The sequence below is a fragment of the Hydrogenophaga sp. genome (assembly GCF_030373245.1).
GTDB lineage: Bacteria > Pseudomonadota > Gammaproteobacteria > Burkholderiales > Burkholderiaceae_C > Hydrogenophaga.
Genome location: NZ_JAUCZF010000006.1, coordinates 240,743 through 266,315, shown reverse-complemented (window position 1 = coordinate 266,315; position 25,573 = coordinate 240,743). Strand labels below are relative to the sequence as shown.

General features: G+C 66.1%; 19 protein-coding genes, 1 pseudogene and 1 riboswitch. Of the genes and pseudogenes, 14 read left to right on the top strand and 6 right to left on the bottom strand.

The annotated features are described in order from the left end of the window. The first annotated feature begins 17 nt into the window (after positions 1 to 17). From QUV25_RS15150 to QUV25_RS15130, 5 genes are all read left to right on the top strand, one after another. Positions 18 to 755 (top strand): GntR family transcriptional regulator, encoded by a 738-nt coding sequence (locus tag QUV25_RS15150; protein WP_300865164.1) that lies wholly within the window; start codon positions 18 to 20, stop codon positions 753 to 755. Then, entirely contained in the window at positions 752 to 1,999 is a 1,248-nt protein-coding gene (locus tag QUV25_RS15145) for a Zn-dependent hydrolase (RefSeq protein WP_300865162.1), read from the top strand. The genes QUV25_RS15150 and QUV25_RS15145 overlap by 4 nt, the downstream gene beginning before the upstream one ends. A gap of 116 nt (positions 2,000 to 2,115) precedes the next feature. Continuing rightward, positions 2,116 to 2,553 carry a universal stress protein gene (locus QUV25_RS15140; RefSeq protein ID WP_300865161.1) on the top strand — a complete coding sequence of 146 codons (438 nt, stop codon included), beginning with the start codon at positions 2,116 to 2,118 and terminating at the stop codon, positions 2,551 to 2,553. 157 nt (positions 2,554 to 2,710) lie between these two features. Continuing rightward, a complete protein-coding gene (locus QUV25_RS15135) occupies positions 2,711 to 4,573 on the top strand; it encodes a DUF1800 domain-containing protein (RefSeq protein ID WP_300865159.1) in 1,863 nt (620 codons plus the stop codon). 9 nt (positions 4,574 to 4,582) lie between these two features. Further along, a complete protein-coding gene (locus tag QUV25_RS15130; RefSeq protein ID WP_300865157.1) occupies positions 4,583 to 6,025 on the top strand; it encodes a DUF1501 domain-containing protein in 1,443 nt (480 codons plus the stop codon). A 95-nt stretch (positions 6,026 to 6,120) separates the two neighbouring features. Here the strand turns inward: QUV25_RS15130 and QUV25_RS15125 are convergent, their stop codons facing one another. Continuing rightward, positions 6,121 to 7,206 carry an ABC transporter substrate-binding protein gene (locus tag QUV25_RS15125; protein ID WP_300865247.1) on the bottom strand — a complete coding sequence of 362 codons (1,086 nt, stop codon included), beginning with the start codon at positions 7,204 to 7,206 and terminating at the stop codon, positions 6,121 to 6,123. A gap of 168 nt (positions 7,207 to 7,374) precedes the next feature. Between QUV25_RS15125 and QUV25_RS15120 the strand changes: the two genes are divergently transcribed. Together QUV25_RS15120 and QUV25_RS15115 are read left to right on the top strand one after the other, a co-directional pair. Next, on the top strand, positions 7,375 to 13,509 hold the full coding sequence (locus tag QUV25_RS15120) for an excinuclease ABC subunit UvrA (protein ID WP_300865156.1): 6,135 nt from the start codon (positions 7,375 to 7,377) through the stop codon (positions 13,507 to 13,509). Positions 13,510 to 13,771: 262 nt separating this feature from the next. Continuing rightward, positions 13,772 to 14,092 (top strand): hypothetical protein, encoded by a 321-nt coding sequence (locus tag QUV25_RS15115; protein WP_300865154.1) that lies wholly within the window; start codon positions 13,772 to 13,774, stop codon positions 14,090 to 14,092. 39 nt (positions 14,093 to 14,131) lie between these two features. On the opposite strand, the gene QUV25_RS15110 is transcribed toward QUV25_RS15115, so the two are convergent. After that, positions 14,132 to 14,521: a hypothetical protein gene (locus QUV25_RS15110; protein WP_300865152.1), complete on the bottom strand. Its 390-nt coding sequence runs from the start codon at positions 14,519 to 14,521 to the stop codon at positions 14,132 to 14,134. Positions 14,522 to 14,675: 154 nt separating this feature from the next. On the opposite strand from QUV25_RS15110, the gene QUV25_RS15105 reads away from it, so the two are divergent. Beyond that, positions 14,676 to 15,782, top strand: coding sequence for a YeeE/YedE family protein (locus QUV25_RS15105; RefSeq protein ID WP_300865151.1), 1,107 nt, complete (start codon positions 14,676 to 14,678; stop codon positions 15,780 to 15,782). Between the two features lie 12 nt (positions 15,783 to 15,794). Here QUV25_RS15105 and QUV25_RS15100 read toward each other — a convergent pair whose 3' ends face one another. After that, the gene (locus tag QUV25_RS15100) at positions 15,795 to 17,030 is read right to left on the bottom strand and encodes an MFS transporter (protein WP_300865150.1); all 1,236 of its coding nucleotides are present in this window, start codon (positions 17,028 to 17,030) and stop codon (positions 15,795 to 15,797) included. Next, positions 17,027 to 17,824, bottom strand: coding sequence for an HAD-IIB family hydrolase (locus QUV25_RS15095; RefSeq protein WP_300865149.1), 798 nt, complete (start codon positions 17,822 to 17,824; stop codon positions 17,027 to 17,029). The genes QUV25_RS15100 and QUV25_RS15095 overlap by 4 nt, the downstream gene beginning before the upstream one ends. Positions 17,825 to 17,897: 73 nt before the next feature. After that, a riboswitch (S-adenosyl-L-homocysteine riboswitch) is annotated at positions 17,898 to 17,984 on the top strand. A gap of 77 nt (positions 17,985 to 18,061) precedes the next feature. On the opposite strand from QUV25_RS15095, the gene ahcY reads away from it, so the two are divergent. From ahcY to QUV25_RS15065, 6 genes and pseudogenes are all read left to right on the top strand, one after another. Beyond that, complete coding sequence (gene ahcY, locus QUV25_RS15090; protein WP_300865148.1) at positions 18,062 to 19,495, top strand: adenosylhomocysteinase; 1,434 nt, start codon at positions 18,062 to 18,064, stop codon at positions 19,493 to 19,495. A 137-nt stretch (positions 19,496 to 19,632) separates the two neighbouring features. Beyond that, positions 19,633 to 20,394: a TlyA family RNA methyltransferase gene (locus QUV25_RS15085; protein WP_300865146.1), complete on the top strand. Its 762-nt coding sequence runs from the start codon at positions 19,633 to 19,635 to the stop codon at positions 20,392 to 20,394. 31 nt (positions 20,395 to 20,425) lie between these two features. Further along, the gene (gene metF / locus QUV25_RS15080) at positions 20,426 to 21,259 is read left to right on the top strand and encodes a methylenetetrahydrofolate reductase [NAD(P)H] (protein ID WP_300865144.1); all 834 of its coding nucleotides are present in this window, start codon (positions 20,426 to 20,428) and stop codon (positions 21,257 to 21,259) included. A gap of 134 nt (positions 21,260 to 21,393) precedes the next feature. Beyond that, positions 21,394 to 21,669: pseudogene (locus QUV25_RS15075) on the top strand (septal ring lytic transglycosylase RlpA family protein); the annotation flags it as partial. A gap of 56 nt (positions 21,670 to 21,725) precedes the next feature. Beyond that, on the top strand, positions 21,726 to 23,003 hold the full coding sequence (locus tag QUV25_RS15070; RefSeq protein ID WP_300865142.1) for an aminotransferase class I/II-fold pyridoxal phosphate-dependent enzyme: 1,278 nt from the start codon (positions 21,726 to 21,728) through the stop codon (positions 23,001 to 23,003). Between the two features lie 49 nt (positions 23,004 to 23,052). Then, positions 23,053 to 23,799, top strand: a complete 747-nt coding sequence (locus QUV25_RS15065) for an alpha/beta fold hydrolase (protein WP_300865141.1) — start codon at positions 23,053 to 23,055, stop codon at positions 23,797 to 23,799. Positions 23,800 to 23,802: 3 nt separating this feature from the next. Here the strand turns inward: QUV25_RS15065 and QUV25_RS15060 are convergent, their stop codons facing one another. Both QUV25_RS15060 and paaD read right to left on the bottom strand, forming a co-directional pair. Then, positions 23,803 to 24,906, bottom strand: coding sequence for a 2Fe-2S iron-sulfur cluster-binding protein (locus tag QUV25_RS15060; protein ID WP_300865140.1), 1,104 nt, complete (start codon positions 24,904 to 24,906; stop codon positions 23,803 to 23,805). 122 nt (positions 24,907 to 25,028) lie between these two features. Further along, on the bottom strand, positions 25,029 to 25,559 hold the full coding sequence (gene paaD, locus QUV25_RS15055) for a 1,2-phenylacetyl-CoA epoxidase subunit PaaD (RefSeq protein ID WP_300865139.1): 531 nt from the start codon (positions 25,557 to 25,559) through the stop codon (positions 25,029 to 25,031). Between the last annotated feature and the right edge of the window lie 14 nt (positions 25,560 to 25,573).

Below are 25,573 nucleotides of genomic sequence, written 5' to 3'. Positions count from 1 at the left end.
ATTTTCTATACTGCCGCATGACCTCGCACGCTCCAGCTGTGAAACCTGCACCGGACGCCGATGCCACCGCCACCGACCGGGTCTACGCTGCCATTTACCGCGCTGTGCTGGAGCATCGGCTGGCCCCGGGAGAATGGCTGAGAGAAACCGAACTGGCCACTGAGTTCGACGTTTCGCGCACGGTGGTGCGCCAGGCCCTGCAGCGCCTGGCCCAGGACCAGGTGATCGAGCTGCGGCACAACCGCGGTGCCCGCGTCCCGTTGCCGAGCCTGGAAGACGCGGCCCATGTGTTTGAGGCCAGGCGCATCGTGGAGTGTGAGGTGGCCCGGCGACTGGGCGGTGGTTTGTCGCCCAGCCAGCTGGAGGCCTTGAGCACCATCGCCCAGGCAGAGATCGCCGCAGATCAGCGGGGTGACCGGGCAGAGGCCATTCGTCTGTCGGGGGAGTTTCACCAGGCCCTCACCCGCATGCACGGCAACCCGGTGTTTGATCGGCTGCTCAACGGTCTGCTGCCGACCACCTCGCTGTTGATGGCCCGTTTCAAGGTCGATGGTGGCCAGGTGTGCGTGGCCCACCGGCATGTGGACCTGATCTCTGCGCTGACACAGGGGTCGACCCAGGCCGCAGCCGAAATGCGCAAGCACCTTGCCGAGCTGGAGCGTTCGCTGGTGAACGCCCCGGTGCGCAGCCGTCGGCTGCGCGATGCGTTTTCAGCCTACCGTGAGCCGTCCAGCTCTGAGAGTCCTGCCACATGAATGAAGACACTGCGACCCTGAGGATCAACGGGCAGCGCCTCTGGGATTCCTTGATGGCACTGGCGGCCGTAGGCGCCACGCCCAAGGGCGGGGTGTGCAGGCTTGCGCTGAGCGACCTCGATCGCCAGGGTCGAGACCTGGTGGTGGCCTGGGGCCGCGAGGCAGGCCTGTCGGTGGTGGTGGACCAGATCGGCAATATCTTCATGCGCCGGGAAGGTCGGCGGCCCGAGCTGGCCCCTGTGGTCACGGGCAGCCACATCGACACCCAGCCCACGGGCGGGAAGTTTGACGGCAACTACGGCGTGCTGGCCGGGCTGGAGGTGGTGCGCACGCTCAATGACCATGGCATCACCACCGAGGCGCCCCTGGAAATTGCGATCTGGACCAACGAAGAAGGCTCGCGCTTCGTGCCGGTGATGATGGGTTCCGGGGTCTTTGCGGGTGCGTTTTCGCTGGCGCACGCCTACGCCGCCACCGACGCCGATGGGCACACGGTGCGCCAGGAGCTGGAACGCATCGGCTATCTGGGCGATGAGGTGCCCGGCGAGCACCCCATCGGCGCCTATTTCGAAGCTCACATCGAGCAGGGGCCGGTGCTGGAAGATGCTGGCGTGACGATTGGTGTGGTCACTGGCGTGCTCGGCATCCGCTGGTTCGATTGCACGGTCACCGGCATGGAGGCCCACGCCGGGCCCACGCCCATGGCCTTGCGACGCGACGCCTTGCAGGGCGCCACCCAGCTGATGCAGGCGGTGGTGGCGTCTGCGCTTCGGCATGGACCTGATGGTCGTGGCACGGTGGGCATGGTGCGCGTGCATCCCAACAGCCGCAATGTGATTCCAGGGCGAGTGACTTTCTCGATCGATCTGCGCAACAGCAGCGATGCCCTGGTCGATCAGCAGGTGGCTGAGGTGGAGGCCGTCGCACGGCGCGTGAGCACCGAGCTGGGGCTTGAGGTCCAGATCGTCGAGGTGTCGCGTTATGCGGCGCAGCTGTTTGACGCCGATTGTGTGCAGGCGGTGTCTCAGGCCGCCACAAGACTGGGGCACAGCCAGATGCCGGTGGTGTCGGGCGCGGGGCACGATGCCATCTACGCGGGACAGGTGGCGCCGGCCGGCATGATCTTTGTGCCTTGCAAGGACGGCATCAGCCACAACGAGATTGAAGACGCCCGACCCGAACACCTCGCGGCGGGGTGCGACGTGCTGATGCAAGCCATGCTGGAGCGGGCTCAGCAGCAGTGAATCGCCGGGCTGGTGCTTGATCTGCCTCAAGCGGCGGGGCCAGGGTGGGGGCTAACATGCAAATGGGTTGGTTTTCCGGGTGCTGTGTGCTTGACCAACCTGTTCAGGAGACCGCCATGTTCAAGAAAATCCTTGTCCCCACCGATGGTTCTGCCCAGGCTGCCCTGGCCGCCAAGACGGCCGCCGAACTGGCTAGGAGCACCGGTGCCGAGATCGTGGGTGTCTATGTGATCGACCCGTTTCCCTACATTGGCATCGGTGATGCGTCGGCCGTGGGTCTGCAAGCGTACCTGGCCGAAGCCAAGAGCGCTGCGGGTCAGGCGCTGGACATGCTTGCCAAGGCCTGCAAGGTGCATGAGGTGCCGTTTGCGGGCGACACCATCGAGCGCAACGTGGTGCACGAAGGCATTCTGGAGACGGCCAGCGCCGAAAACTGCGACCTGATCGTCATGGGTTCGCACGGTCACCGCGGCATCAAATCGCTGATCCTGGGCAGTGTGGCGCAGAAGGTGCTGGCCCACGCGACGCAGCCGGTGCTCATCGTCAAGGTCTGACCCCGCTCCTTCGAAAGGCGCGGAGCAGAAACGGTGGCAGCCGTTGGTCGGTCTTGCCCCGGTGTTTGTCGGACTTTTGTATTCATCCGTATCGGCGCGGTGCGGCGGTTACTTCTGCTCACGCCTGGGGAAGCTTCGTCCCCTAGAGTCCGGATTCATGAAGACCTCCCACGCCTTGTTCACTGCGCCCCGTGCAACACCTGCCTGGCGGCATGCCCTTCAAGCCACTGCGCTGATCGCTGCAGTGGCCCTGGCGGCCTGTGGTGGAGGAGGAGACCCAGGGTCCACAGGGACGGTGGTGGGTGCAGCACCTGCCCCGAGCGCACCGCCGACGGGCGCCACGCCCACCCCGGCTCCGACCAGCCCTACACCCGGGACGACCACCACGCCCGGAACCACGACCACGCCCGGTACGGTAACGACGCCGACACCGCCCCCCGTGGCCGCGATGTCGCAAAAGGCCGCGGTGCGTCTGGCCAACCAGGCCACCTTTGGCGCCACCGAGGCTCTCGTCGAGGGCCTGCGCAGCCAGGGCGCACAGGCTTGGATTACGCAACAGATGTTGGCCACCGGTTCCCGCTACACAAGCGGCGGCACCGGTGCCGCGCACCAGCACACCGGCGTGGGTGAATTCTGCGATGGACGGGGCGACAACTGCTGGCGCGACTGGTACTCCAGCACCCCGCTGGTGTGGGACTTCTACCGCAACGCGGTGAATCAGCCCGATCAGCTGCGTCAGCGCGTTGCGCTCGCCTTGCAGCAAATCGTGGTGGTGTCCAGCCTGGAGGTGTTCGGCACCTACGGCCTGCGCAACTACCAGAACATGCTGCTCGACCGCGCATTCGGCAACTACCGCGACATCCTGCGCTCGGTCACGCTGTCGCCCGTCATGGGCGACTACCTGGACAACGTGAACAACGACAAGGCCGCGCCCAACGAAAACTTCGCGCGCGAGCTGTTGCAGCTCTTTGCGCTGGGAACCTGCGAACTCAACAGCAACGGCACGCTCAGAGGCGGCAGCTGCCAGCCCACTTACGACAACGAGACGGTGCGCAATTACGCGTATGCGCTCACCGGCTGGACCTACCCGCGCGGGGGCGCCACGCCCTACGGCTGCTGGCCCAGCGGTGCCAACTGCCAGTACTACCAGGGCGACATGGTGCCGCTGCCGGCATTCCATGACACCGAGGCCCGCACATTGCTGGCCGGCGTGTCCTTGCCCGCTGGTCACAACGCCAACGCCGCGCTCGAAGCGGTGCTCGACAGCCTGATGGCCCACCCCAACACCGCGCCCTTCATCGGCAAACAGCTGATCCAGCACCTGGTGACCAGCAACCCCAGCCCCGAGTACGTGGGTCGCGTGGCGGCCGCCTTCCGATCAGGCAGTTACCAGGGCCTGGGCGAAGGCCGGCCGGGCGACATGAGGGCCACGGTGGCCGCCATCCTGCTCGACGTCGAGGCCCGCAACGACAACCCCGGCCCGCGTGCCGGTCGCCTGCGCGAGCCGGTACAGCTGTTCACCGGCATGCTGCGCGCCCTGGGTGGCCGCACCGATGGCGAGGCGCTGGGCTGGTGGTGGGGCGAAGAGCTGCGCCAGCACATGTTCCGCTCGCCATCGGTTTTCAATTACTACCCGCCTGACTATCCGCTGGCCGGAACTCCGCTGGTGGGGCCGGCGTTTGGCATCCACAACGCCAACAGCGCCTTGCAGCGCGTAAACTTCGCCAACTACCTGATTTACTGGAACGGCTCAGGTCCGGAGGCCAGCGTGCCGGGTGCGGTGGGCACACGCGTCAATCTGCAGGCTTTTGTGACCGACGCGGGTGATCCCGCCAGGTTGGTTGACCGCCTCTCGCTGCTGGCGTTGGGCGAGCCGCTGCCCACGGCGTCGCGCACTGCGGTGATCCAGGCGGTCAGCGCCTACACGCAGCAAAACAATGGCAACGACTACCTGATCAACCGCGTCCGGCAGGCGGCCTTCCTGGTCTTCGCGTCGCCCCAATTCCAGATCACCCGCTGAGGCCGCGCCATGAACCAGCACACCCATTCTCTCGACAAGCTCCTGCTCAACCGCCGGCGCTGGCTGCAATTGAGCGGCAGCACGCTGGCCGGCGCCTTCGGCGTCGCCGGCCTCTCGGCACTCACCCAGACGCCGGCCAACGCCCAGTCTGGCTACAAGGCGTTGGTCTGCGTTTTCCTCTACGGCGGCAACGATGGCTGCAACACCGTCATCCCCACCGATACCACGCGCTACAACCAGTACGCCGGCGTGCGCGGTGCGCTCGCCTTGCCCCGCAGCAGTCTGGTCAACCTCAGCGGGACCGACCATGGCCTGCATCCGGCGCTGTCTGCCCTGGCCCCGGTCTGGGCCGACCAGGGACTCGCGCCGGTGTTCAACGTTGGTCCGCTGTTCGCGCCGCTGACCAAGGCTGAGTTCCGAGGTCTGCCCGCCACCGATGCCCGCATCCCGCAAAACCTGTTCTCTCATTCCGACCAGCAGGTGCTGTGGGAGTCGGCCAGCACCCAGGTGGTGGAGCGCACCGGCTGGGGCGGCCGCGCCGCAGCCACGCTGGGCACCACCAACCCGGTGATCTCGGTTGGAGGCAACGGGCGTTTTGGCCTTTCGGCCCTGCAGACGCCGCTGGTCCTTCCGGAGCCCGGCGGCACCTTTGGCCTCAACGGTCTGGAGAACCCGACCTGGGCACCCGAGGTGGAGCGCAGGCGCGCGCTCGACACCCTGTACGCGGGCAGCGACACCAATGCGGTACTCAATGCCTACATGGGCCAGCAACGCGATGCGTTGGCCATGTCGGCGCGCCTCGGTGCGCTGGTGGCGGTCAGGCCCGGCGACCAGGCCGGTTCGGCGCTGGACGCTGCGTTTGCGCCCATCACCACGAATGGGCGTGTCAACACCCCCATTGGTCGCCAGCTCTATCAAGTGGCCAAGTTGGTGCAAGGCCGTGTCACGGTGCAGGGCAGCCGGCAGATCTTTTTTGCCCAGCAAGGCGGCTTTGACAACCACAGCGGCCAGATCGCGGCCAACAGTCTGGAAGGCGACCACGCCCGATTGCTCAAGGCGCTGGGCGACGCCATGGCCTGTTTCTACAACGCCATGAAAGCCATCGGCATGGGCGACAGCGTCACCCTGTTCACCCAGAGCGACTTTGGCCGCACCTTCAAGCCCAACAACAGCAGCGGCACCGACCACGCCTGGGGCAACCACCAGCTGGTGATGGGCGGTGCGGTCAATGGCGGCGCCACCTACGGCACCTTCCCGGAGCTGGTGGTCGGTGGCCCCGACGATGTGGGGCAAGATCCCTGGGAGCTGCACGGGCGCTGGCTGCCCAAGCTCAGTGTCGACCAATACGCCGCCACCCTGCTGGGCTGGATGGGTGCCAGCGAGGGCCAGCTCGACAGCATCCTGCCCAATCTGCGCAACTTCGGCAGTGCGCGGCGCATCGGTTTCCTGTAGCCGTTGCTCGCGGCATTGGCCGCTTCGTTCTCCACCGTTCTCGGTGGTGCCACGGCGGTCATGCCATGCGAATGGCAGACTGTGTGCGAGAGGCTCTAGCGGCGAAAGCGGCCCGAGCCGTCAATGATGGACAGGTCGGCGAAATCCAGGCCGGTGTGGTTGGTCGGGCTGTAGCTCACCGTGAGGCCGCCGATGTCGAAATCGCGGATGCCTTCCAGCGCGTCGCGCAAGGCGCGCGGCGTTGGACTGGGCCCTGCCCGTCGCAGTCCCTCCACCAGCACCTTGGCCGCGGCGTAGCCCTCCATCATGGCGGGCGACACACCGTCCAGTCCTTTGGCCGTGGCCAGCTCGCGAGCCTCCTTGATGAGCGGTGAGGCGATGCGCCGCTCGTTGGGAAACACCTGCGTCACGATCACGCCACGCGCATGCTCGCCCAGCAGCTTGATGAACCCGTCTGACGCGTTGTTCGACAGGGTCACCACCTGAGCCCGTGAGCCCGCCGCCCGCAAGGCCTTGACCGCGTTGGCGGTGTTGCCGGCCGAGCCGATCACCATCACGGCCTGCGCCTGCGCAGTGGCTACCTCTTTGGCCAGTGGTGCGAAGTCGGGTTTGTCGCGCGGAAACTTTAGCAGCAACAGCGGCTTCTGTCCTACTTGGTCAAAGCCCTTTTGGGCACCGGCGGCCGAGTCGGCACCGAATGAGTCGTCGGTCTGCAGCACCGCCATGCGGGTCATGCCGATGCTGGCAAGGTGCTCTATCGCCTTGGCCGCTTCGCGCTGGTAGGTCGCGCGCACGTTGAACACCCAGGGATTGACCGGCTCGTGCAAAGCCATGGCGCCGGTGCTGGGGCCCACCAGCGGCACTCCGTATTCCGCCAGCAAAGGCAGCAGCGCCTGCGCGTGGGGCGTGCCGCGGTTGAGAAACAGGGCAACCACCTTCTGCTGCGTGATCAACTCGCGCGCCACCTCCACCGTCACCTTCGGGTCGAACCGATCGTCCACCGAGATCAGCTCAATCTTCTGGCCGTTGACGCCGCCGCGCGCGTTGATCGCGTCGAAGTAGAGCTTGGCGCCTTCGGTGTTTTCCTTCACGCCCGCGGCCACCGAGCCGGTGAACCCCGAGGGCTGCCCGATGCGCAACTGAGCCGATGCCGGTGCGCAAGAGAGAAAAGCGGCCGTCATGCACAGGGCAGTCAGGATTCGGGATCGGGTGTTCGTCATCTGGGCTCCTTGGTGCAAGCGCACTGTATGCCCACAGAAAAACCGCGGCATTGTGGAAATGACGTAGGGGCGCTGCGCTGCCAGACCACCCCTCCTAGAATGTCGGGCTCTTCACCCAGAAGCCCGCTCATGTCCGATGAAATCCCCGTGCCCAGCCCCTTGTCGCCCGACGCCGACGGCGAGCGAGCGAGTCAGGCGGCGGATCGACCGGTGGGGCTGATCCGCATTCGCGGCGCGCGCCAGCACAACCTCAAAAACCTCGATCTGGACATCCGCACCGGCGAGCTCACGGTGGTCACCGGGCCGAGCGGTTCGGGCAAGTCCAGCCTGGTGTTCGACACCTTGTTCGCTGAAGGTCAGCGGCGCTACGTCGAGACCTTCAGCGCCTACGCGCGACAGTTCCTCGACCGAATGGACAAGCCGGCGGTGGATCGGGTGGATGGCGTACCGCCGGCAATCGCCATTGACCAGACCAATCCGGTGCGATCGTCGCGCTCCACCGTGGGCACGATGACGGAGCTGAACGACCACCTGAAGCTGCTGTTCGCGCGTGGCGCCGATCTGTTTGACCGGGAAACCGCGCTGCCTGTGCGCCACGATTCGCCGGAGTCGATTTATCAGGAGTTGCAGAAGCGCTGCCGTGAACAGAATGACCCGCGCCTTGTCGTGACCTTTCCCGTGGAGTTGCCGGCCAGCACCACGCCGGAGGAAATCGAACAGTGGCTGTCGGCCAGCGGCTACACGCGGGTGCAGGCCGAGCGTGTGGTGCAACGTGCTGCCAGGGCCGAATCCGAAAGCAAAACCAAGACTGGCAAGACCAAAAAATCGGCGCCGGTGGTTGAAGCCGTCAAGGTGCTCGACGTGGTGGCCGACCGCTTCCGCATGGGCACCGCGGAGCAGGCGCGGGTGATGGAGGCCATTGAGGCTGGGCTCAAGCGCGGCAGTGGCAAGTTGATGGTCTATGTGCTCGGGGAAGAGGGTGCAGGACGCCCCGACGCCGGGCAGCCCCAAGGCGGGGCAGCCCCCTCGGGGGGCAGCGAACCACGCGCAGCGGGGAGCGTGGGGGTCAGCAGCCCCGACGCCGGGCAGCCCCAAGGCGGGGCAGCCCCCTTGGGGAGCGTGGGGGCTGCTGTTGTCTGGCGCTTTTCCACCGGCCTGCACTGCCCGGAAAGCGACATCCGCTACAGCGACCCCGCCCCGTCCATGTTCTCCTTCAACTCGGCGGTGGGCGCCTGCGAAGCCTGCCGGGGTTTTGGTCGCGTGATCGGGGTTGACTACGGCCTCGTGATCCCCAACGAAAAACTCACGCTGCGTGGTGGCGCCATCAAGGTGTTCCAGACACCGGCCTGGAAAGAGGCGCAGGACGATCTGATGCGCCACGCGGAGACGGCGGGTATTCCGCGCGACACGCCCTGGAACAAGCTCACGCCCGAGCAGCAGCACTGGGTGAAGGCCGGTTCGCCTAACTGGAACGGCAAGTGGAACCAGCAGTGGTTCGGCGTGGCGAGATTTTTCGAGTACCTGGAGAGCAAGGCCTACAAGATGCACATCCGCGTGCTCTTGTCCAAGTACCGAAGCTACACCGAATGCCCGAGCTGCCGCGGTGCGCGCCTGAAGACCGAAAGCCTGTTGTGGCGGATCGGGACAAAAGCCCAGGCCGATGCGGTGATGCCGCCAGCGCGGCGGCACCTGCCGGTTGGCGTGAGGTGGTCTCGTGCCCAACTCGAGGCGCTGCCCGGTCTGTGCCTGCATGACCTGATGCTGTTGCCGCTGGACCAGTTGCGCAATTTCTTTGGGTCGCTGGCCGACACCCTGGTGCCTGCTGGTGGAGACGCCACTGGCCAGGCGCAGGCGCTCAAGCTGCTGTTCGAAGAAATCAACACGCGGTTGCGCTACCTGTGTGATGTGGGCATCGGCTACCTCACGCTGGACCGCCAGAGTCGCACCCTCAGCGGTGGCGAGGTGCAGCGCATCAACCTCACCACCGCCCTGGGCACTTCGCTGGTGAACACGCTGTTTGTGCTGGACGAGCCCAGCATCGGACTGCACCCGCGCGACATGGCGCGCATCAACAGCGCCATGCTGCGCCTTCGAGACGCGGGCAACACGCTGGTGGTGGTCGAGCACGACCCGGCGGTGATGCTGGCCGCCGACCGCCTGATCGACATGGGTCCTGGCCCGGGCGAGCGCGGCGGGCAGATTGTGTTCGACGGCACGCCCGAAGCCGTGCGCCAGGCCGACACGCTGACCGGCGCCTACCTCGGCGCGCGCAAGCAGGTCGGCATGGGCTTCAAGCGCATGGTGACCGACAGCACGCCGCGGCTCATTCTGGAGGGCGCGCGCGAGCACAACCTGAAAAACGTCACCGTCGACTTCCCGCTGCAGCGGCTGGTGGTGGTCACGGGTGTGTCGGGTTCGGGCAAGTCCAGCCTGATCCAGGACGTGCTCGCGCCCGCGCTGCTGCGCCACTTTGGTAAGTCCACCGACGCGCCGGGTGCACATGACCGGCTGCTGGGAGCCGATCACCTGAGCGAGGTGGTGTTCGTTGACCAGTCGCCCATCGGCAAGACGGCACGCTCCAACCCGGTGAGCTATGTGGGCGCCTGGGACGCGATCCGTGCACTGTTTGCCGACGCGCCGCTGGCGCGCCAGCGCAGCTACACCGCCAGCAAGTTCAGCTTCAACGGTGGCGACGGCCGCTGCCCGACCTGCGGCGGCTCGGGCTTTGAACACGTGGAAATGCAGTTCCTGAGCGACGTGTACCTGCGCTGCCCCGATTGCGACGGCAAGCGCTACCGGCCCGAGGTACTGGAAGTGCGCATCCAGCGCGATGCGAAAATTGAAACGGGGTCAGATCCCGATTCAGGAAGTGTCGTATCCGGAGTGGGAGGCGCCACAACGAAATCGGGCTCTGACCCCGTTTCAGCTCCCGGCCAAAGGCAAACCCGCTTCCTGAACGTCGCCGACGTGCTCGACCTCACGGTCAGCGAAGCCGCGCATCTTTTTAGAAACGACCGCGAAGTCATCCGCGCCCTGCAGCCCATTGTGGACGTTGGTCTGGAGTACGTGAAGCTCGGCCAGCCCGTGCCCACGCTCTCGGGCGGCGAGGCGCAGCGCCTCAAGCTCGCCGGTTTCCTGGCCGAAGCGGCCAAGAGCGCGAGCGCCAGCCGCCAGAGCCTGGCGAAAAAAGGCACGCTCTTCCTGTTCGACGAACCCACCACGGGTCTGCATTTCGACGACATCGCCAAGCTCATGCGCAGCCTGCGCCGACTGCTCGAAGCGGGCCATTCCCTGGTGATCATCGAGCACAACCTGGACGTGATCCGCTCGGCCGACTGGGTGATCGACCTCGGCCCCGAGGGCGGTGACGCCGGGGGCCTGGTGGTGGCCGAAGGCCCGCCGGAAGAGGTGCGAAAGCATCCGAGCAGCCACACCGGCCAATCGTTGCGTGAGTACGCGCTCTCCATGGGTGAGGTGTTTGAGGCCGGCGAAGGCCGCGCCGCCGACTACCTGGCGCCGACGGTGAAGGCCATCGCACGACCGAGGTCGACCGCGCCCGATGCGATCCGCATCGTCAACGCCAAAGAACACAACCTGAAAAACCTGAGCGTGGACATCCCGCGCGGGCAGTTCAATGTGATTTCGGGTGTGAGTGGTTCGGGCAAGTCCACGCTGGCGTTCGACATCCTGTTCAACGAGGGCCAGCGCCGCTACCTCGAGTCGCTCAACGCCTACGCACGCAGCATCGTGCAGCCCGCGGGCCGACCCGAGGTGGACGCGGTCTACGGCATCCCGCCCACGGTGGCGATCGAGCAGCGGCTCAGCCGCGGTGGCCGCAAGAGCACAGTGGGCACGACCACCGAGGTCTGGCATTTTCTGCGCCTGCTCTATGTCAAGCTCGGCACGCAGCATTGCGTGCACGACGGCGCGGCTGTCATGCCGCAAAGCCCCGAGAGCATCGCGGCAGCCATTCTGCAGCGCTACAAGGGCCGGCACATCGGCCTGCTTGCGCCGCTGGTGGTCAATCGAAAGGGCGTCTACACCGAACTGGCCGACTGGGCACGCCCGCGTGGCCACACGCACCTGCGCGTGGACGGCGAGTTCCTGCCCACCACCGGCTTTCCGCGCATCGACCGATTCAAGGAACACACCATTGAGCTGCCGGTGGCCGACGGCGTGGTGGACCCGGCCAACGAGGCCTGGCTGCGCTCGCAATTGACCAAGGCGCTGGAGATCGGCAAGGGTCAGGTCCATGTGCTGAGCGAACTCGGCGACCTGGCGAAGGCCATGGAAACGGGCGAGTCCACGCGCGGTATCGGCAAGCTGGAAGTGTTTTCCACCACCCGGGCCTGCCCTGTCTGCGCCACCAGCTACCCCGAGCTGGACCCGCGCCTGTTCTCCTACAACAGCAAACACGGCTGGTGCCCCGACTGCGTGGGCACGGGTCTGGCGCTTTCGCGCGAGCAGCGCAAGGCGCTGGACGACTCGGTGCGCGATGACAACGACAAGGGCCGCGAGCAGAGCTTTGCCGAACCCGACGTGGACGTGGCGGAAGACGCGGTGTGCCCCAGTTGCGAAGGTACGCGATTGAACAAACAAGCGCGCGCCGTGAAGTTTGGTGGCGTGGGCATCACGGAGGTGGCGCGGCTGGCCGTCAACGATGTGCGGCAGTGGGTGCAGAACCTGATGAAGGACGCGGTGCTCACGCTTCGCGAAGCCGACATCGCACGCGACCTGCTGCCCGAGATCGAAAGCCGCCTAGCTTTCCTGGAAGAGGTGGGCCTGAACTACCTCACGCTGGACCGCGGCGCGCCCACGCTGAGCGGTGGCGAGGCCCAGCGCATCCGCCTGGCGGCGCAGCTCGGCAGCAACCTGCAAGGCGTGTGTTACGTGCTGGATGAGCCGACCATCGGCCTGCACGCGCGCGACAACGCCATCCTGCTCAACGCGCTGCACAAGCTGGGCGACATGGGCAACACCCTGGTGGTGGTGGAGCACGACGAAGACACCATCCGCCGCGCCGACCACATCATCGACATCGGTCCCAGCGCCGGCAAACGCGGCGGGCGCGTGGTGGCGCAGGGGTCGGTGGCCGACCTCTCAGCCAATCCGGAATCGGTGACCGGTCGCTATCTGCTGCACGCGATGAAGCATCCGCTGCAAGCGCGGAGGTTGGTGGTCGCAACAGGGCAGACGGACAGTGCCCAGATCGAAGTCAAGGGTGCGAACCTGCATAACCTGCAAAACCTCGATGTTGCGGTCCCGCTGCAACGCCTGGTCGTTGTCACTGGCGTCTCAGGTTCCGGTAAGTCGACGATTGCGCGCGATGTGCTGCTCACCAACGTGGCCGCTGCCGTCAGCCAGCGCAGCACCTTCGCTGGCCGCACTGCCTGGGACCAGAAAGGCGAACGCCCCGCCTGGGTCGGCTGCGACAAGGTGCTGGGCACCGAAACCATCGACCGCGTGCTCGAAGTCGACCAGACGCCCATCGGCAAAACCCCGCGCAGCTGCCCCGCCACCTACATCGGTTTCTGGGATACGGTGCGCAAGCTGTTTGCCGACACGCTGGAAGCCAAGGCGCGCGGCTATGGCCCGGGGCGCTTCAGCTTCAACACCGGTGAAGGCCGCTGCCCGGGCTGCGAAGGGCAGGGCATGCGCACCATCGAAATGAGCTTTTTGCCCGACGTGAAGGTGCCTTGCGAGGTCTGCCATGGCGCACGCTTCAATCCCGAAACCCTGGCCGTGACCTGGAAGGGCAAGAACATCGGCGACGTGTTGCAGATGGAGGTGGACGAAGCGGTTGACTTCTTCGCCAGCATGCCCAACATCGCGCACCCGCTGCAGTTGCTCAAAGACGTGGGGCTGGGCTACCTCACGCTCGGCCAGCCCAGCCCCACGCTCAGCGGCGGCGAGGCGCAGCGCATCAAGCTGGTGACCGAACTCAGCAAGGTGCGCGACGACATCGGTCGAAGAGGCCAGAAGGCACCGCACACGCTGTATGTGCTCGACGAGCCCACGGTGGGCCTGCACATGGCCGACGTGGAAAAACTCATCCGCGTGCTGCACCGCTTGGTGGACGGCGGCCACAGCGTGGTGGTGATCGAGCACGACCTGGACGTGATGGCCGAGGCCGACTGGATCATCGACCTGGGGCCCGAAGGTGGTTCAGGCGGCGGGCGCATCGTGGCGGCGGCGACGCCGGAAGAGGTGGTGCGGCTGGGTACGCACACCGGCAAGGTGCTGGGGCCGGTGCTGGAAAGATGACCTGCCGTGCGCCAACCAGCGTCGTCCCCCTTGAGGGGGCGACATCACTGGCCCGACGTAGCCGGTTCCCCGTTGTGAGCTTGGTCGTCATGCCTTGCGTTCGACGATGACCGAAGCCCGCTCCAGGGTTTTGCAAAAGGGGGTCAGGGCGGGCCGCCGAATGGCTGGTGACGAGCGTGGCGGAGGCTTGGAACGACTGGCTCCCGCATTCACAGGGATTTCTTCCATCTCGCCCTTGGGCGTGGGTGGAAGGTGAACGGGCATGCACCAAGTCATCCAGATCCACCCCGATGCCCCGCCCAAGCCTGCGTTGGGCGCGCCCTGCAATGGCTGCGGGGTGTGCTGCCTCGCCGAGCCTTGCCCGCTGGGGCAGGTGATCTCGCGCAAGCGATCCGGGGCATGTGATGCTCTGCGCTGGGACGCAGCCGGTGCTCGCTACCGCTGCGGCGCACTCAGCGACGCAGAAGGGGTGCTGGGTCGGCGCTGGACCTGGCTTGTCCCTGTGCTGCGCCGCCTGGCGCGGCGCTGGATCGCGGCGGGTGTGGGGTGCGACTCAACGCTGGAGGCCACGCGGCCAAGCTGAGCGTGCCCCGCTCTGTGTGCGCCGCAGGCAACGCCTCGGTCAGCGCAGCACCAGCCAGAGCATGGCGCCACCCATCACCACCGCGCCCCACAACAGCAGCCGCGTGCGCTTGCGCAGCACCTCCACCGCGCCCACCAGGCGCGCGTTCTGTTCAGCCAGTTCGGCCAGAGTCTGGGCCAGTTGTTCCTGTGCCCGGGCGTGTTGGTCGATCTGCTGCTGTGCGGCGATCAGGCGATTGCGCAATTCACCCAGGCTGGGCGGGTTGGCGCTGTTGACGTCGATCAGGTCGCCCGTCAATGGGGGCTCGGCGGGCGACGGTGTGCGCTTCTGATCGAGCAGCTTGCGCGCGGCGTCGAGCACCTTGGGCGCGTGTTCGATCACATCGCCCCAGGGAATGACTTTGAGTGCAACCAGCCAGGGAATCGCCATGGGTCTCTTTCGTTCGGTGTGCCCAGGTGCGGGCACCTGTCAGAAAGAGCTTAAACGGAGGCGCGGGTTCACCGAAGTTTGCGCAGGATCAAGTCCGCACCGCAGGACTGGCCTACCATAAGCTATTGCGCATAGTTATATGTTTGGGGCAGCCATGGACTGGGTTGAGTGGATCGAGCGGATGGGGGAGCCCGCGGTGCTCGCGCTTTGCGGGTTGGCGGCTGGGCTGGGGTTCGGCTTTTTCGCCCAGCGCTCGCGTTTCTGCCTTCGTGCGGCGGTGATCGAGTTTTGGCATGGCCAATTCGGCGACAAGCTCACCGTCTGGCTGCTGGCCTTCGGCACGGCGGTGGTGGGCGTGCAACTGCTGATCGTGATGGGCGGGCTCGACGTGAGCACCGCGCGCCAGCTGTCAGCGCGCGGCAGTCTATCGGGTGCGCTGATCGGCGGACTGATCTTCGGCGTGGGCATGGTCATGACGCGTGGCTGTGCGAGCCGGCTGCTGGTGCTTTCGGCCAACGGCAATTTGCGTGCGCTGCTGTCGGGTCTGATATTCGCCGTGGTGGCCCAGGCTTCGCTGGGTGGTGTGTTGTCGCCCCTGCGCGAGTCGATCGCGGGCTGGTGGGTGGTGGATGGCGGCCCTTCGCGCAGCGTGCTGGCGCAGATCGGTGCCGGCCCTTGGGATGGCCTGGTGTTCGCTGCGGTCTGGCTGATCACCGCGCTGTTTTTCGCGTACCACAGCGGCTGGGCATTCTGGAAATGGGCCGGCGGCATCGGCACTGGACTGATGGTGGCGCTCGCCTGGTGGCTCACCTACGCGGTGATGTCGAACTCGTTCGAGCCGGTGCAGATTCAAGGCCTGACTTTCAGCGGTCCCTCGGCCGAGTGGCTGATGCGTGTGCTGGCTGACCCGGGTGAGCCCTGGACCTTTGGCCTGGGACTGATGCCCGGCGTGTTCCTGGGGTCGCTGGTCGGTGCCCTGGTGGGAGGCGACTGGAAGTTGGAAGGCTTTGGCGGCGCCTACACCATGCCGCGCTACATCATCGGCGCAGTCTTCATGGGTTTCGGGTCGATGCTGGCTGGCGGCTGCGCGGTGGGCGCAGGCATGACCGGTGGCGCGATCTTTGCCGTCACGGCGTGGGTCACGCTCGGCGGCATGTGGGTCGGCGGCGGTGCGGCCGACTACCTGCTCGACCGGCCCCGGCGCCAGGCGGCCGAGCCGGTCATGCCGGTGGTGGCCGCTGCGTCATCCACAGCGCCCTGAAATCGCGCGCCCTCAGCGACGCCACAACAACCAGCAGCCCACGCCGGCGACACCGATCAGAAGTGCCGGAAAGCCGTAGGTGGGCACCCATTGCAGCGCTGCGGCGCCGAGCGCTGGCGCCAAAACTCCGCCCAATGTGTACGAGAGCACCAGCACCGCCGTGCTGTTCACCAAGGTGATGCCTTCTTCGCGTGAGCCGATGTCGATCATCACCATGGTGTAGAGGCAGCCACCTGCACCGCCCCACAAAAAGGCCACTGGCGCTGCCAGCCAGGGCACGCCGGCCACGAACGGAATCACCAGAGTGGCCGCCAGCGTGGTCGCGGCGCAGGCCCGCATGATCAGGCGCCGCGCGGCGAACTCGTCGCCGAATCGCTGTTGCGGGTGGTGCGCCAGCCAGTCGGCCAGCACACCGGCGGGCAGCATGGTAAGCGCGCTGCCCAGGCCGCTGCTCGACACCAGCAGCGCTGCAGCCGCTGCGCCCAGGCCCAGTGACAGGCCATACAGCGGCAGGATGGCCGTGATGCCGCTTTCAAAAAAGCCGCCGATGAAACCCACCGCCATGATGAGCGGATGGGCCAGAAAGGCGTGCCACACGCCCGCCAAGCCGACCCTCGCGCTGTGCGCATCAGCCGCGTCTGGCATGCGCGGAATCACCAGGCTCCAGCACAGGCCTACCACCAGCAGGCCCAGCGCCACCCAGAGCGCGGCGTCGTTCTGCGCACCGGTCCACACCAGCAGCGCCGGTCCGATCACGAAGGTGGTGCCGACCATGGTCTCGAACACCCCGATGGCGCGCCCGCGCTGACCTGGCGGCGCAAACTCCGCCACCACCGCTTCGGCCAGCACCCAGCGCAGTCCCGAGGCCATGCCGCCGACCAGGTTGAACGCGAACCAGCCGGGCAAGGAGGTGGTGGCCAGAAAGCCCGTCGTGGTCAGCACCGGCACCAGCGCGGCGAGCCACAGCGTGGGCCGTCGCCCCAGGCGCTGCGTGATGGCGGATGCAAACGGCGTCATGAGGAATACGCCGAGCCAGCCAGTGGCGGCAAACAAGCCCACGACGGCGGTCGATACCCCATCGCCGTTGAGGCGCAGGATCAGAAAGGGCGTGAGCATGAAGTAGCCCACCAGCTCAAAAAAAGTGGAGCCAAAGATAGCGAACAGACCCAGGCGGGCCTGCCGGGGCGCAGGCGCCAGACCGCTGGCGCTGACACCCCCCGTCCCAGGTGGCAGCGGGTGCTCGCTCATGCCGTCGGCTGTGCGGCGAGCAGGGCGTCGACCACCTCGGCGAACCCGGCACCGCGCTCGCCTGCCGCGAGGTAGCGCGGCAGGTGGCTGAGCTGGGGCACGAAGCGCGCCACATTGGCCACGCCCACACTGTGCGGGAAGTGGCCGAACATGCGCGCGTCGTTGGTCGAGTCGCCGACGTAGACCCAGTGATCGAGCTCGTCGTCCAGCGAGCGGCCCAGGTGCTCACGCACAATCCAGCGCGCGCCTTCGAGCTTGTCGTGACTGCCGATCCAGCCGTTGATGTGGATGGAGCTCACCGTGGCGTTCAGGCCGCCCTGGCGCATCAGGGTCACCACTTGCGCGATCTCGGCCTCGTCCAGCTGGGCGAATTCGCTGTGATCGATGGCGATGTCGGTCTCGCGCCCTGGGCTGTCGGTCGCCAGGCGTGCTTGCGGCAGGGTGCGCAGGATGTGCTGGGCGACCGCCTGCAGTCGCTGGAAATTGACCTGGCGCGTGGCGGCATCCTGCAGATAGGCCCTCTGCAGCACACCGCCATCCCCGCGCGACAGCGCCACCGCGCCGTTTTCGGCCACGATGGCATGCACTGGCCAGCTCAGGGCAAACGCCTCGCTCCAGCCGGCCGGCCGGCCGGTGATGGCAAACACCGGCAGACCCGCGCTTTGCAGCCGAAACAACGCGCCCAGGGCGTCCGGGGTGATCGCGCCCTCGGTGGTCAGGGTGTCGTCGATGTCGGTGAGCACGCCGCGCAGGCCGGCGCGGGCGGACTCAGGCCATAGAGCGAGCGGGGTCATGTGACGAGCAACTGGGGCATGAAAGCCCGGCAGTTTCGCACACAGGGATTTCCCGCCTGCGATAGAATCATGGCTTCCGAGGAGCGTTGCAGCGCACCCCTGACCACGGTCAGCGAGGAGCGTGAGGCTCGGAGTCATCTTGCAACGACGCTCATCCACTTCTGGTGTGATGGGCTTTTTTTTTGCCTGTGGATTGCACCGGTTGGGGTTCTTCAACCTTCAATGGAGCGCATCACCATGAACGCACGCATTCCCTCAGCAGTCAACGCCGACTGCGTCATTGCCGACATCGGCCTGGCCGCCTGGGGCCGCAAAGAGATCCAGATCGCCGAAACCGAGATGCCTGGCCTGATGGCCATCCGCGAAGAGTTCGCGGCCAAGCAGCCACTCAAGGGCGCGCGCATCACCGGTTCGCTGCACATGACGATCCAGACCGCGGTGCTGATCGAAACCCTGCAAGCGCTGGGCGCCGATGTGCGCTGGGCCTCGTGCAACATCTTCTCCACACAAGACCACGCCGCCGCCGCCATCGCTGCCAAGGGCACGCCGGTGTTCGCCATCAAGGGCGAGACCCTGGTCGACTACTGGGACTACACCCACCGCATCTTTGAATTCGGCGCCGCCAACACCGAGGGCGAAGGCCCGAACATGATCCTGGACGACGGCGGCGACGCCACGCTGCTCATGCACCTGGGCAAGCGCGCCGAGAAAGACGCCTCCTTGCTGGCCAACCCCGGCAGCGAAGAAGAGACCTGCCTGTTCAACGCCATCAAGGCCAAGCTCAAGGAAGACGCCACCTGGTACAGCCGCAAGAGCGCGCAGATCATCGGCGTGACCGAAGAGACCACCACCGGCGTGCTGCGCCTCAACGAGATGTCGGTCAAGGGTTCGCTCATGTTCCGCGCCATCAACGTCAACGACTCGGTGACCAAGAGCAAGTTCGACAACCTGTATGGCTGCCGCGAATCGCTGGTGGACTCCATCAAGCGCGCCACCGACGTGATGATCGCCGGCAAGGTCGCCGTGGTCGCCGGCTATGGCGATGTGGGCAAGGGTTCTGCCCAGGCCCTGCGCGCACTCAGCGCCCAGGTGTGGGTGACCGAGATCGACCCGATCAACGCGCTTCAGGCCGCCATGGAGGGCTTCAAGGTCGTGACCATGGAGTACGCTGCCGACAAGGCCGATATCTTCGTGTCCGCCACCGGCAACAAGAACGTGATCCGCTACGAGCACATGGCCGCGATGAAGGACCAGGCCATCGTCTGCAACATCGGCCACTTCGACAACGAGATCGACGTCGCTGCGCTGGAAAAGCTGGAGTGGGACGAGATCAAGCCGCAGGTCGATCACATCAAGTTCCCAGACGGCAAGAAGATCATCCTGCTGGCCCAGGGTCGCCTGGTGAACCTGGGTTGCGCCACCGGCCACCCGAGCTTCGTGATGTCGTCGAGCTTCGCCAACCAGACCATTGCGCAGATCGAACTGTTCTGCCACCCCGAAGGCTACGACGTGGGCAAGGTCTACACCCTGCCCAAGCACCTGGACGAAAAGGTCGCGCGCCTGCACCTGAAGAAGGTCGGCGCCATGTTGACCGAACTGAGCGACGAGCAGGCGGCTTACATCGGTGTGCCGAAGCAGGGCCCGTACAAGGCCAACACGTACCGGTATTGAACACCCCCGCCGCGCTGCGCGCGACCCCCTCAAGGGGGCGGCGCTGGCCGACCGGCAGAGCCGGATCGGCGGCGCCCTGGGTTCGAGCGGCCTTCGGGCCGCTCGTTTCTCATCTCTGAAGTGAGGGTGTGCGCTGCATGCGTGCTGATCAGTTGCTGGTTGAACGCGGTCTTGCCGCCACGCGCTCTCAGGCGCAGCGGCTGATTGCGGCTGGCGTGCACTGGCGGCTGCCTGGCGGAGAGTGGCGGGCGGTGGGCAAGAACGGCGAGGAGCTGCGCGAAGGCGCTGAGCTTCATCTGCTCGATTCGGCAGAGACGCGCTTCGTCTCGCGCGGTGGTTTGAAGCTGGATGCCGCGCTGGAGCACACAGGGATTGATGTGGCTGGGCTGCGGTGTCTGGACGTGGGGCAGAGCACCGGTGGCTTCACCGATTGCCTGCTGCAGCGCGGTGCGGCCGCGGTGGTTGGCGTGGACGTGGGGCAGGGGCAGTTGCACCCAACGCTGCGCGCCGATGCGAGGGTGATCTGTATCGAGCAGTGCAATGCGCGCGACCTGTCGCTGCAGACGCTGCTGGACCAGGCGGTGCCTCTCCCCAGCTTCGACCTGATCGTGGGCGACCTGTCGTTCATCTCGCAGACACTGGTGTGGCCGGCCATCGTGCCGCTGCTGAAGCCGGGCGCCAGCTTGCTGATGCTGGTCAAGCCGCAGTTCGAATTGCAGCCCGAGCACATCGGCAAGGGCGGGCTGGTGAAAGATGCGACCAGCTACGGGCGGGTGAAACAGCGCATTGAGCAGGCCTGTGTCGACCATGGCCTCGTGTTGCGCGGTTATTTTGAGAGCGCCATCACCGGGGGTGATGGCAACCGGGAATTTTTTGTCTGGGCCAGCCGCAACGCCTGACGCGCGGCGCCCCGGGCAGCAAGGAAACACCATGGCAATGCCATTGAGCATCGAGTTTTTTCCGCCCAAGACGCCTGAGGGTGCCGTGAAGCTGCGCGCGGTGCGACAGCAGCTCTATGCGCTCAAGCCAGAGTTCTGTTCGGTAACCTATGGAGCAGGCGGCTCAACCCAGCAGGGCACTTTTGACACGGTGGGTGAAATCCTGGCCGAGGGTGTGGATGCGGCTTCGCACTTTTCCTGCGTGGGCGCCACCAAGGCCAGCGTGCGAGAGCAACTGGCCACACTCAAGTCCATGGGCGTGAAACGGCTGGTGGCGTTGCGCGGTGACCTGCCCAGCGGATATGGTCTGGGTGGTGAGTTCCATTTCGCCAGCGATCTGGTCGCCTTCATCCGCGAGGACTGCGGGAGCGACTTTCACATCGAGGTGGCGGCCTATCCCGAGGTGCATCCGCAAGCGAAGTCACCCGAGGCGGATGTGCAGGCGTATGCGGCCAAGGTGAAGGCAGGTGCTGACGCGGCGATTACCCAGTATTTCTACAACAGCGATGCCTACTTCCGCTTCGTGGACGATGCCTACCACCTGGGTGCCGACGTGCCGGTGGTGCCCGGCATCATGCCCATCAGCAGCTCGTCGCAACTGTTGCGTTTCTCGGATGCCTGCGGGGCCGAGATTCCGCGCTGGATCCGGTTGCGGCTGCAGGCCTACGGCGACGACACTGCGTCGATCAAGGCGTTTGGCCTGGATGTGGTGACCGACCTGTGCGACCAGCTGCGCAATGCCGGTGTGCCCGGGCTGCATTTCTACAGCATGAACCAGAGCGCGGCCACCCTGGAGATCGTGCGCCGTCTGGGGCTGGCATCGTGAACCCGTCGCGCCGGCTGGCCTCGCTCGGTCTGGTCGGTCTGGTGCTCACCGGTTGTGCGTCTGGCCGCGGCCGCGTGCCAGGTGAGTCAGTCCCCGCCCAGCAAGAGCAGGCGGGGGATGACGAGATTGCTCGCGGCCAGGCCTCCTGGTACGGTGGCAAGTTCCACGGTCGGCGCACCTCCAGTGGCGAGCGGTTCGACATGAATGCACTCACCGCTGCCCACCCCAGCCTTCCGTTCGGCACCCGGGTTCGGGTGCGCAACCCGCGCAACGGGCGCGAAGTTCTGGTGCGCATCAATGACCGCGGCCCGTTCACCGGCGGGCGGATCATCGACCTGAGCCGCGCCGCCGCGGAGGCCATTGGCCTGATCCAGGCGGGCGTGGGGCCGGTGGTCCTGCTGCGACCCTGAAACCCGCACCCCTCACAATCCTCCCCAGACCAACCACCTTCATCAGGAGACACACCATGAAACTCGAAACCCTGGCCGTGCACGGCGGCTACACGCCCGATCCCACCACCAAGGCCGTGGCCGTGCCGATCTACCAGACTGTGGCTTACGCATTCGACAACACGCAGCACGGCGCCGACCTGTTTGACCTGAAGGTGGCGGGCAACATCTACAGCCGCATCATGAATCCGACCAACGGCGTGCTCGAAGCGCGCGTGGCGGCACTCGAAGGCGGCATTGGGGCGCTGGCCATGGCCTCGGGCATGGCTGCCATCACCGCGGCGATCCAGACCATCGCCGAGTCCGGCGACAACATCATCTCGGCGGCCACGCTGTACGGTGGTACCTACAACCTGTTCGCCCACACCTTTCCGCAGCAGGGTATCGAGGTGCGCTTCGCTGACCCCAGTGACCCGGCTGCATTTGCCAAGCTGATCGACGACAAAACCAAGGCCATCTACTGCGAGTCGGTCGGCAACCCCCTGGGCAACGTCACCGACATTGGTGCGCTCGCCAAGGTTGCGCGTGCTGCGGGAGTCCCGCTGATGGTGGACAACACCGTGCCCAGCCCCTACCTGTGCCGCCCGTTCGAACATGGCGCCGACATCGTGGTGCACTCGCTCACCAAGTACCTCGGCGGCCACGGCACCACCATCGGCGGGGCCATCGTCGACAGCGGCAAGTTTCCCTGGGCGGAGCACAAGGCGCGCTTCAAGCGCCTGAACGAGCCCGACGTGAGCTACCACGGCGTGGTCTACACGGAAGCCCTCGGCCCGGCGGCCTTCATTGGCCGTGCGCGCGTGGTGCCGCTGCGCAACATGGGCGCGGCGCTCTCACCTATGAACGCGTTCCAGATCCTGCAAGGCATCGAGACGCTGGCGCTGCGCATGGACCGGATCTGCGAGAACGCGGTGAAGATCGCCACTTATTTGAAGAACCACCCCAAGGTGGGCTGGGTCAATTACGCTGGCCTGCCCGATCACAAGGACCATGCCCTGGTGCAGAAGTACATGAGCGGCAAAGCCTCGGGCATCATCAGCTTCGGCCTCAAGTCGTCCAATGCGGTCGAAGCCGGTGCGCGCTTCCAGGACGCGCTGCAGCTGTTCACCCGCCTGGTGAACATTGGCGATGCGAAATCACTGGCATGCCACCCCGCCTCGACCACGCACCGCCAGCTCAACGAGACCGAGCTGGCCAAGGCCGGTGTGAGCACCGACATGGTCCGCCTCTCGGTCGGCATTGAACACATCGACGATCTGATGGCCGATCTGGACCAGGCGCTGGCCGCGGTGTGAGGCGGCGCGCCTCGGGCGCTGAAGATGGGAGAGCATCGTGTGGCGCAGCATGTTGACCTGGCTGGGCGGTGCAGCGCTGGTGTATGTCGCGCTGTGCGCGATGCTCTATGTGTTTCAGCGCTCGCTGCTGTATTTCCCGCAGCCGGCCCGGGTGAATGTGCCCAGCCTGCGGCTGAGCGTGCCCGGCGCGGAGTTGCACGTGTCGGTGCGCGAGCGCGATGGACCCGGCGCCGTGATCTATTTGGGTGGAAATGCCGAGGACGTATCGGCCAGCCTGGCCGAAATCGCTGCCAGCTTTCCCGAACAGGCGGTCTACGCTTTGCATTACCGTGGCTATGGCCGCAGCACCGGCAGCCCGAGCGAGGTGGCCTTGCAGGCCGATGTGCTGGCGCTTTACGACCAGGTCGCGCGCCAGCGGTCAGATGTCACCGTGGTGGGGCGCAGCCTGGGCAGTGGGCTGGCGGTGTCGCTGGCGGCTGTTCGGCCGCTCTCGCGGCTGGTGCTGGTGACGCCTTACGACAGCATCGAGGCGGTGGCGGCGCAGCAGTATGCGGTGTTTCCGGTGCGCTGGCTGATCAAGGACCGGTTTGATGCCGCGGCGCGCGCGCCGCAGGTTCGCGCACCCACCACCGTGATCATCGCCGAGCGCGACGAAGTGATCCGACGCGCGCGGTCCGACGCGCTGGTGAACCGCTTTGCCCCTGGTGTGGCGAAGGTGGTGGTGATTGCCGGAGCGGGTCACAACACGCTGGACGGTCGCCCCGATTACGAGGCGGCGCTGGCCGGCCAGCGCTGACGGTCAGCGCTCGTCGTAGCTCACCACCAGCGTGTCGCTGGTAGGTCGGGCCTGGCAGCTGAGGACAAAGCCCTTTTCGGTTTCCCAGGGCTCGAGCGTGAAGTTCTTGTCCATTTGCACGCTGCCTTCCATGACCTTGGCGCGGCAAGTGCAGCACACGCCGCCGCGGCATGACCACGGCAGATCGAGACCGGCGTTGAGCGCCACGTCGAGCACGTGTTCGTCCTTGTTCATGCGCAGGCTGTGCGGTTTGCCGTCGAGCATCACGGTGAGCGCCACCTCGCCATCGGTTCGCACCGCGGGGTGACCCAGCACAGCTGTCTTGCGCTGAGCCGCAGGCAACGCTTCCAGCGTGGGCGAGGTGAAGCGCTCGGTGTGCACCCGGTCGGGTCGCAGTCCCGCGTCGAGCAGCGCCTGCTCAGTGGCTTCGATCATGGCCTCGGGTCCGCAGATGAAGACCTCGTCCATGCTGGCTACCGGCAGCAGCGCGGCGATGATTTCGCGCACCTTGTCGCCGTCGATGCGGCCTTGCAGCAAGGGCACTTCCTGCGCCTGGCGCGACAGCACGTGGATCAGCGTCAGGCGACCGGGGTAGCGATCTTTCAGGTCTTGCAGGGCCTCATTGAACATCACGCTGGCCATGCGGCGGTTGCCATAGACCAGCGTGAACTTGGCGTCGGCTGAGTCTTCCAGCGTGCTCGCCAGAATGGAGAGGATGGGCGTGATGCCCGAGCCTGCAGCGAAGCCCACGCGGTGCAGGGCACGGGGTTTGTGCACGGTGAAACGGCCGTCGGGTGGCATCACGGACAGTTTGTCGCCGGCCTTCAATGACGTTGCAGCCCAGTTGGAGAACACCCCGTTTTCCACCGGACGAATGCCCAGCGTGAGCTCACCCTGACGCGTCAGCAGACTGGCCGGGCTGCTGATCGAGTAGCTGCGCCTCACTTCTTGACCGTCGATGCTGGCGCGCACCGTGAGAAACTGGCCAGGCTTGAAGGTGAAGGCGGCACGCTGATCGGGCGGAACCGCCAGCGTGATGGCGACGGCGCCAGCGGCTTCGGGGCTGATGCGGGCGATGGACAGATTGTGAAAGCGGGGAGCGGTCATTGAAAAACTCCAGAGGTGCGAGGGGTGATCCGGCCAGAGTGCCGCAGATCTGGCTTTGCCAATCTGCAGGCACTGCCCCCTTGAGGGGGTGACGAGCGAAGCTCGGCGCAGGGGGGAGCCATCTAATACGGTTTGAAGTAATCGAAGGGCTCCAGGCAGTCGAGGCAGCGGTATTGCGCCTTGCACGCGGTGGAGCCGAACGGGGATACCTCGGTGGTGTTTTGTGAGCCGCATTGCGGGCAGGGCACGGCCTCGCTTCGGGCGGCATGCCGGCTGAATTTCACCTTGCCGACCGCGGTATCGCCCACGCTGCCGCACTGCGGCGGCGCAATGCCGTAGGCGCGCAGCTTCTCGCGCGCGGCTTCGCTCATCCAATCGGTGGTCCAGGCGGGAGTGAGCTGGGTGACCACGCGCACATCCTGACCCAGGGCCTTGATCGCGGCGCGCACGTCGTCCTCGATCTGACCCATGGCAGGGCAGCCGCTGTAGGTGGGCGTGATGACGACCTCGGTCACACCGCCTGCACCGCGCCGCACGCCGCGCAGGATGCCGAGTTCGGCGAGCGAGACCACCGGAATTTCCGGGTCGCTCAGGTGCGCCAGCGCCGCCTCGATGGCTTGCAGGTCGGTTCTGGAGGTGGTTGGGGTGCTCATGCCAGTGCGCAGAC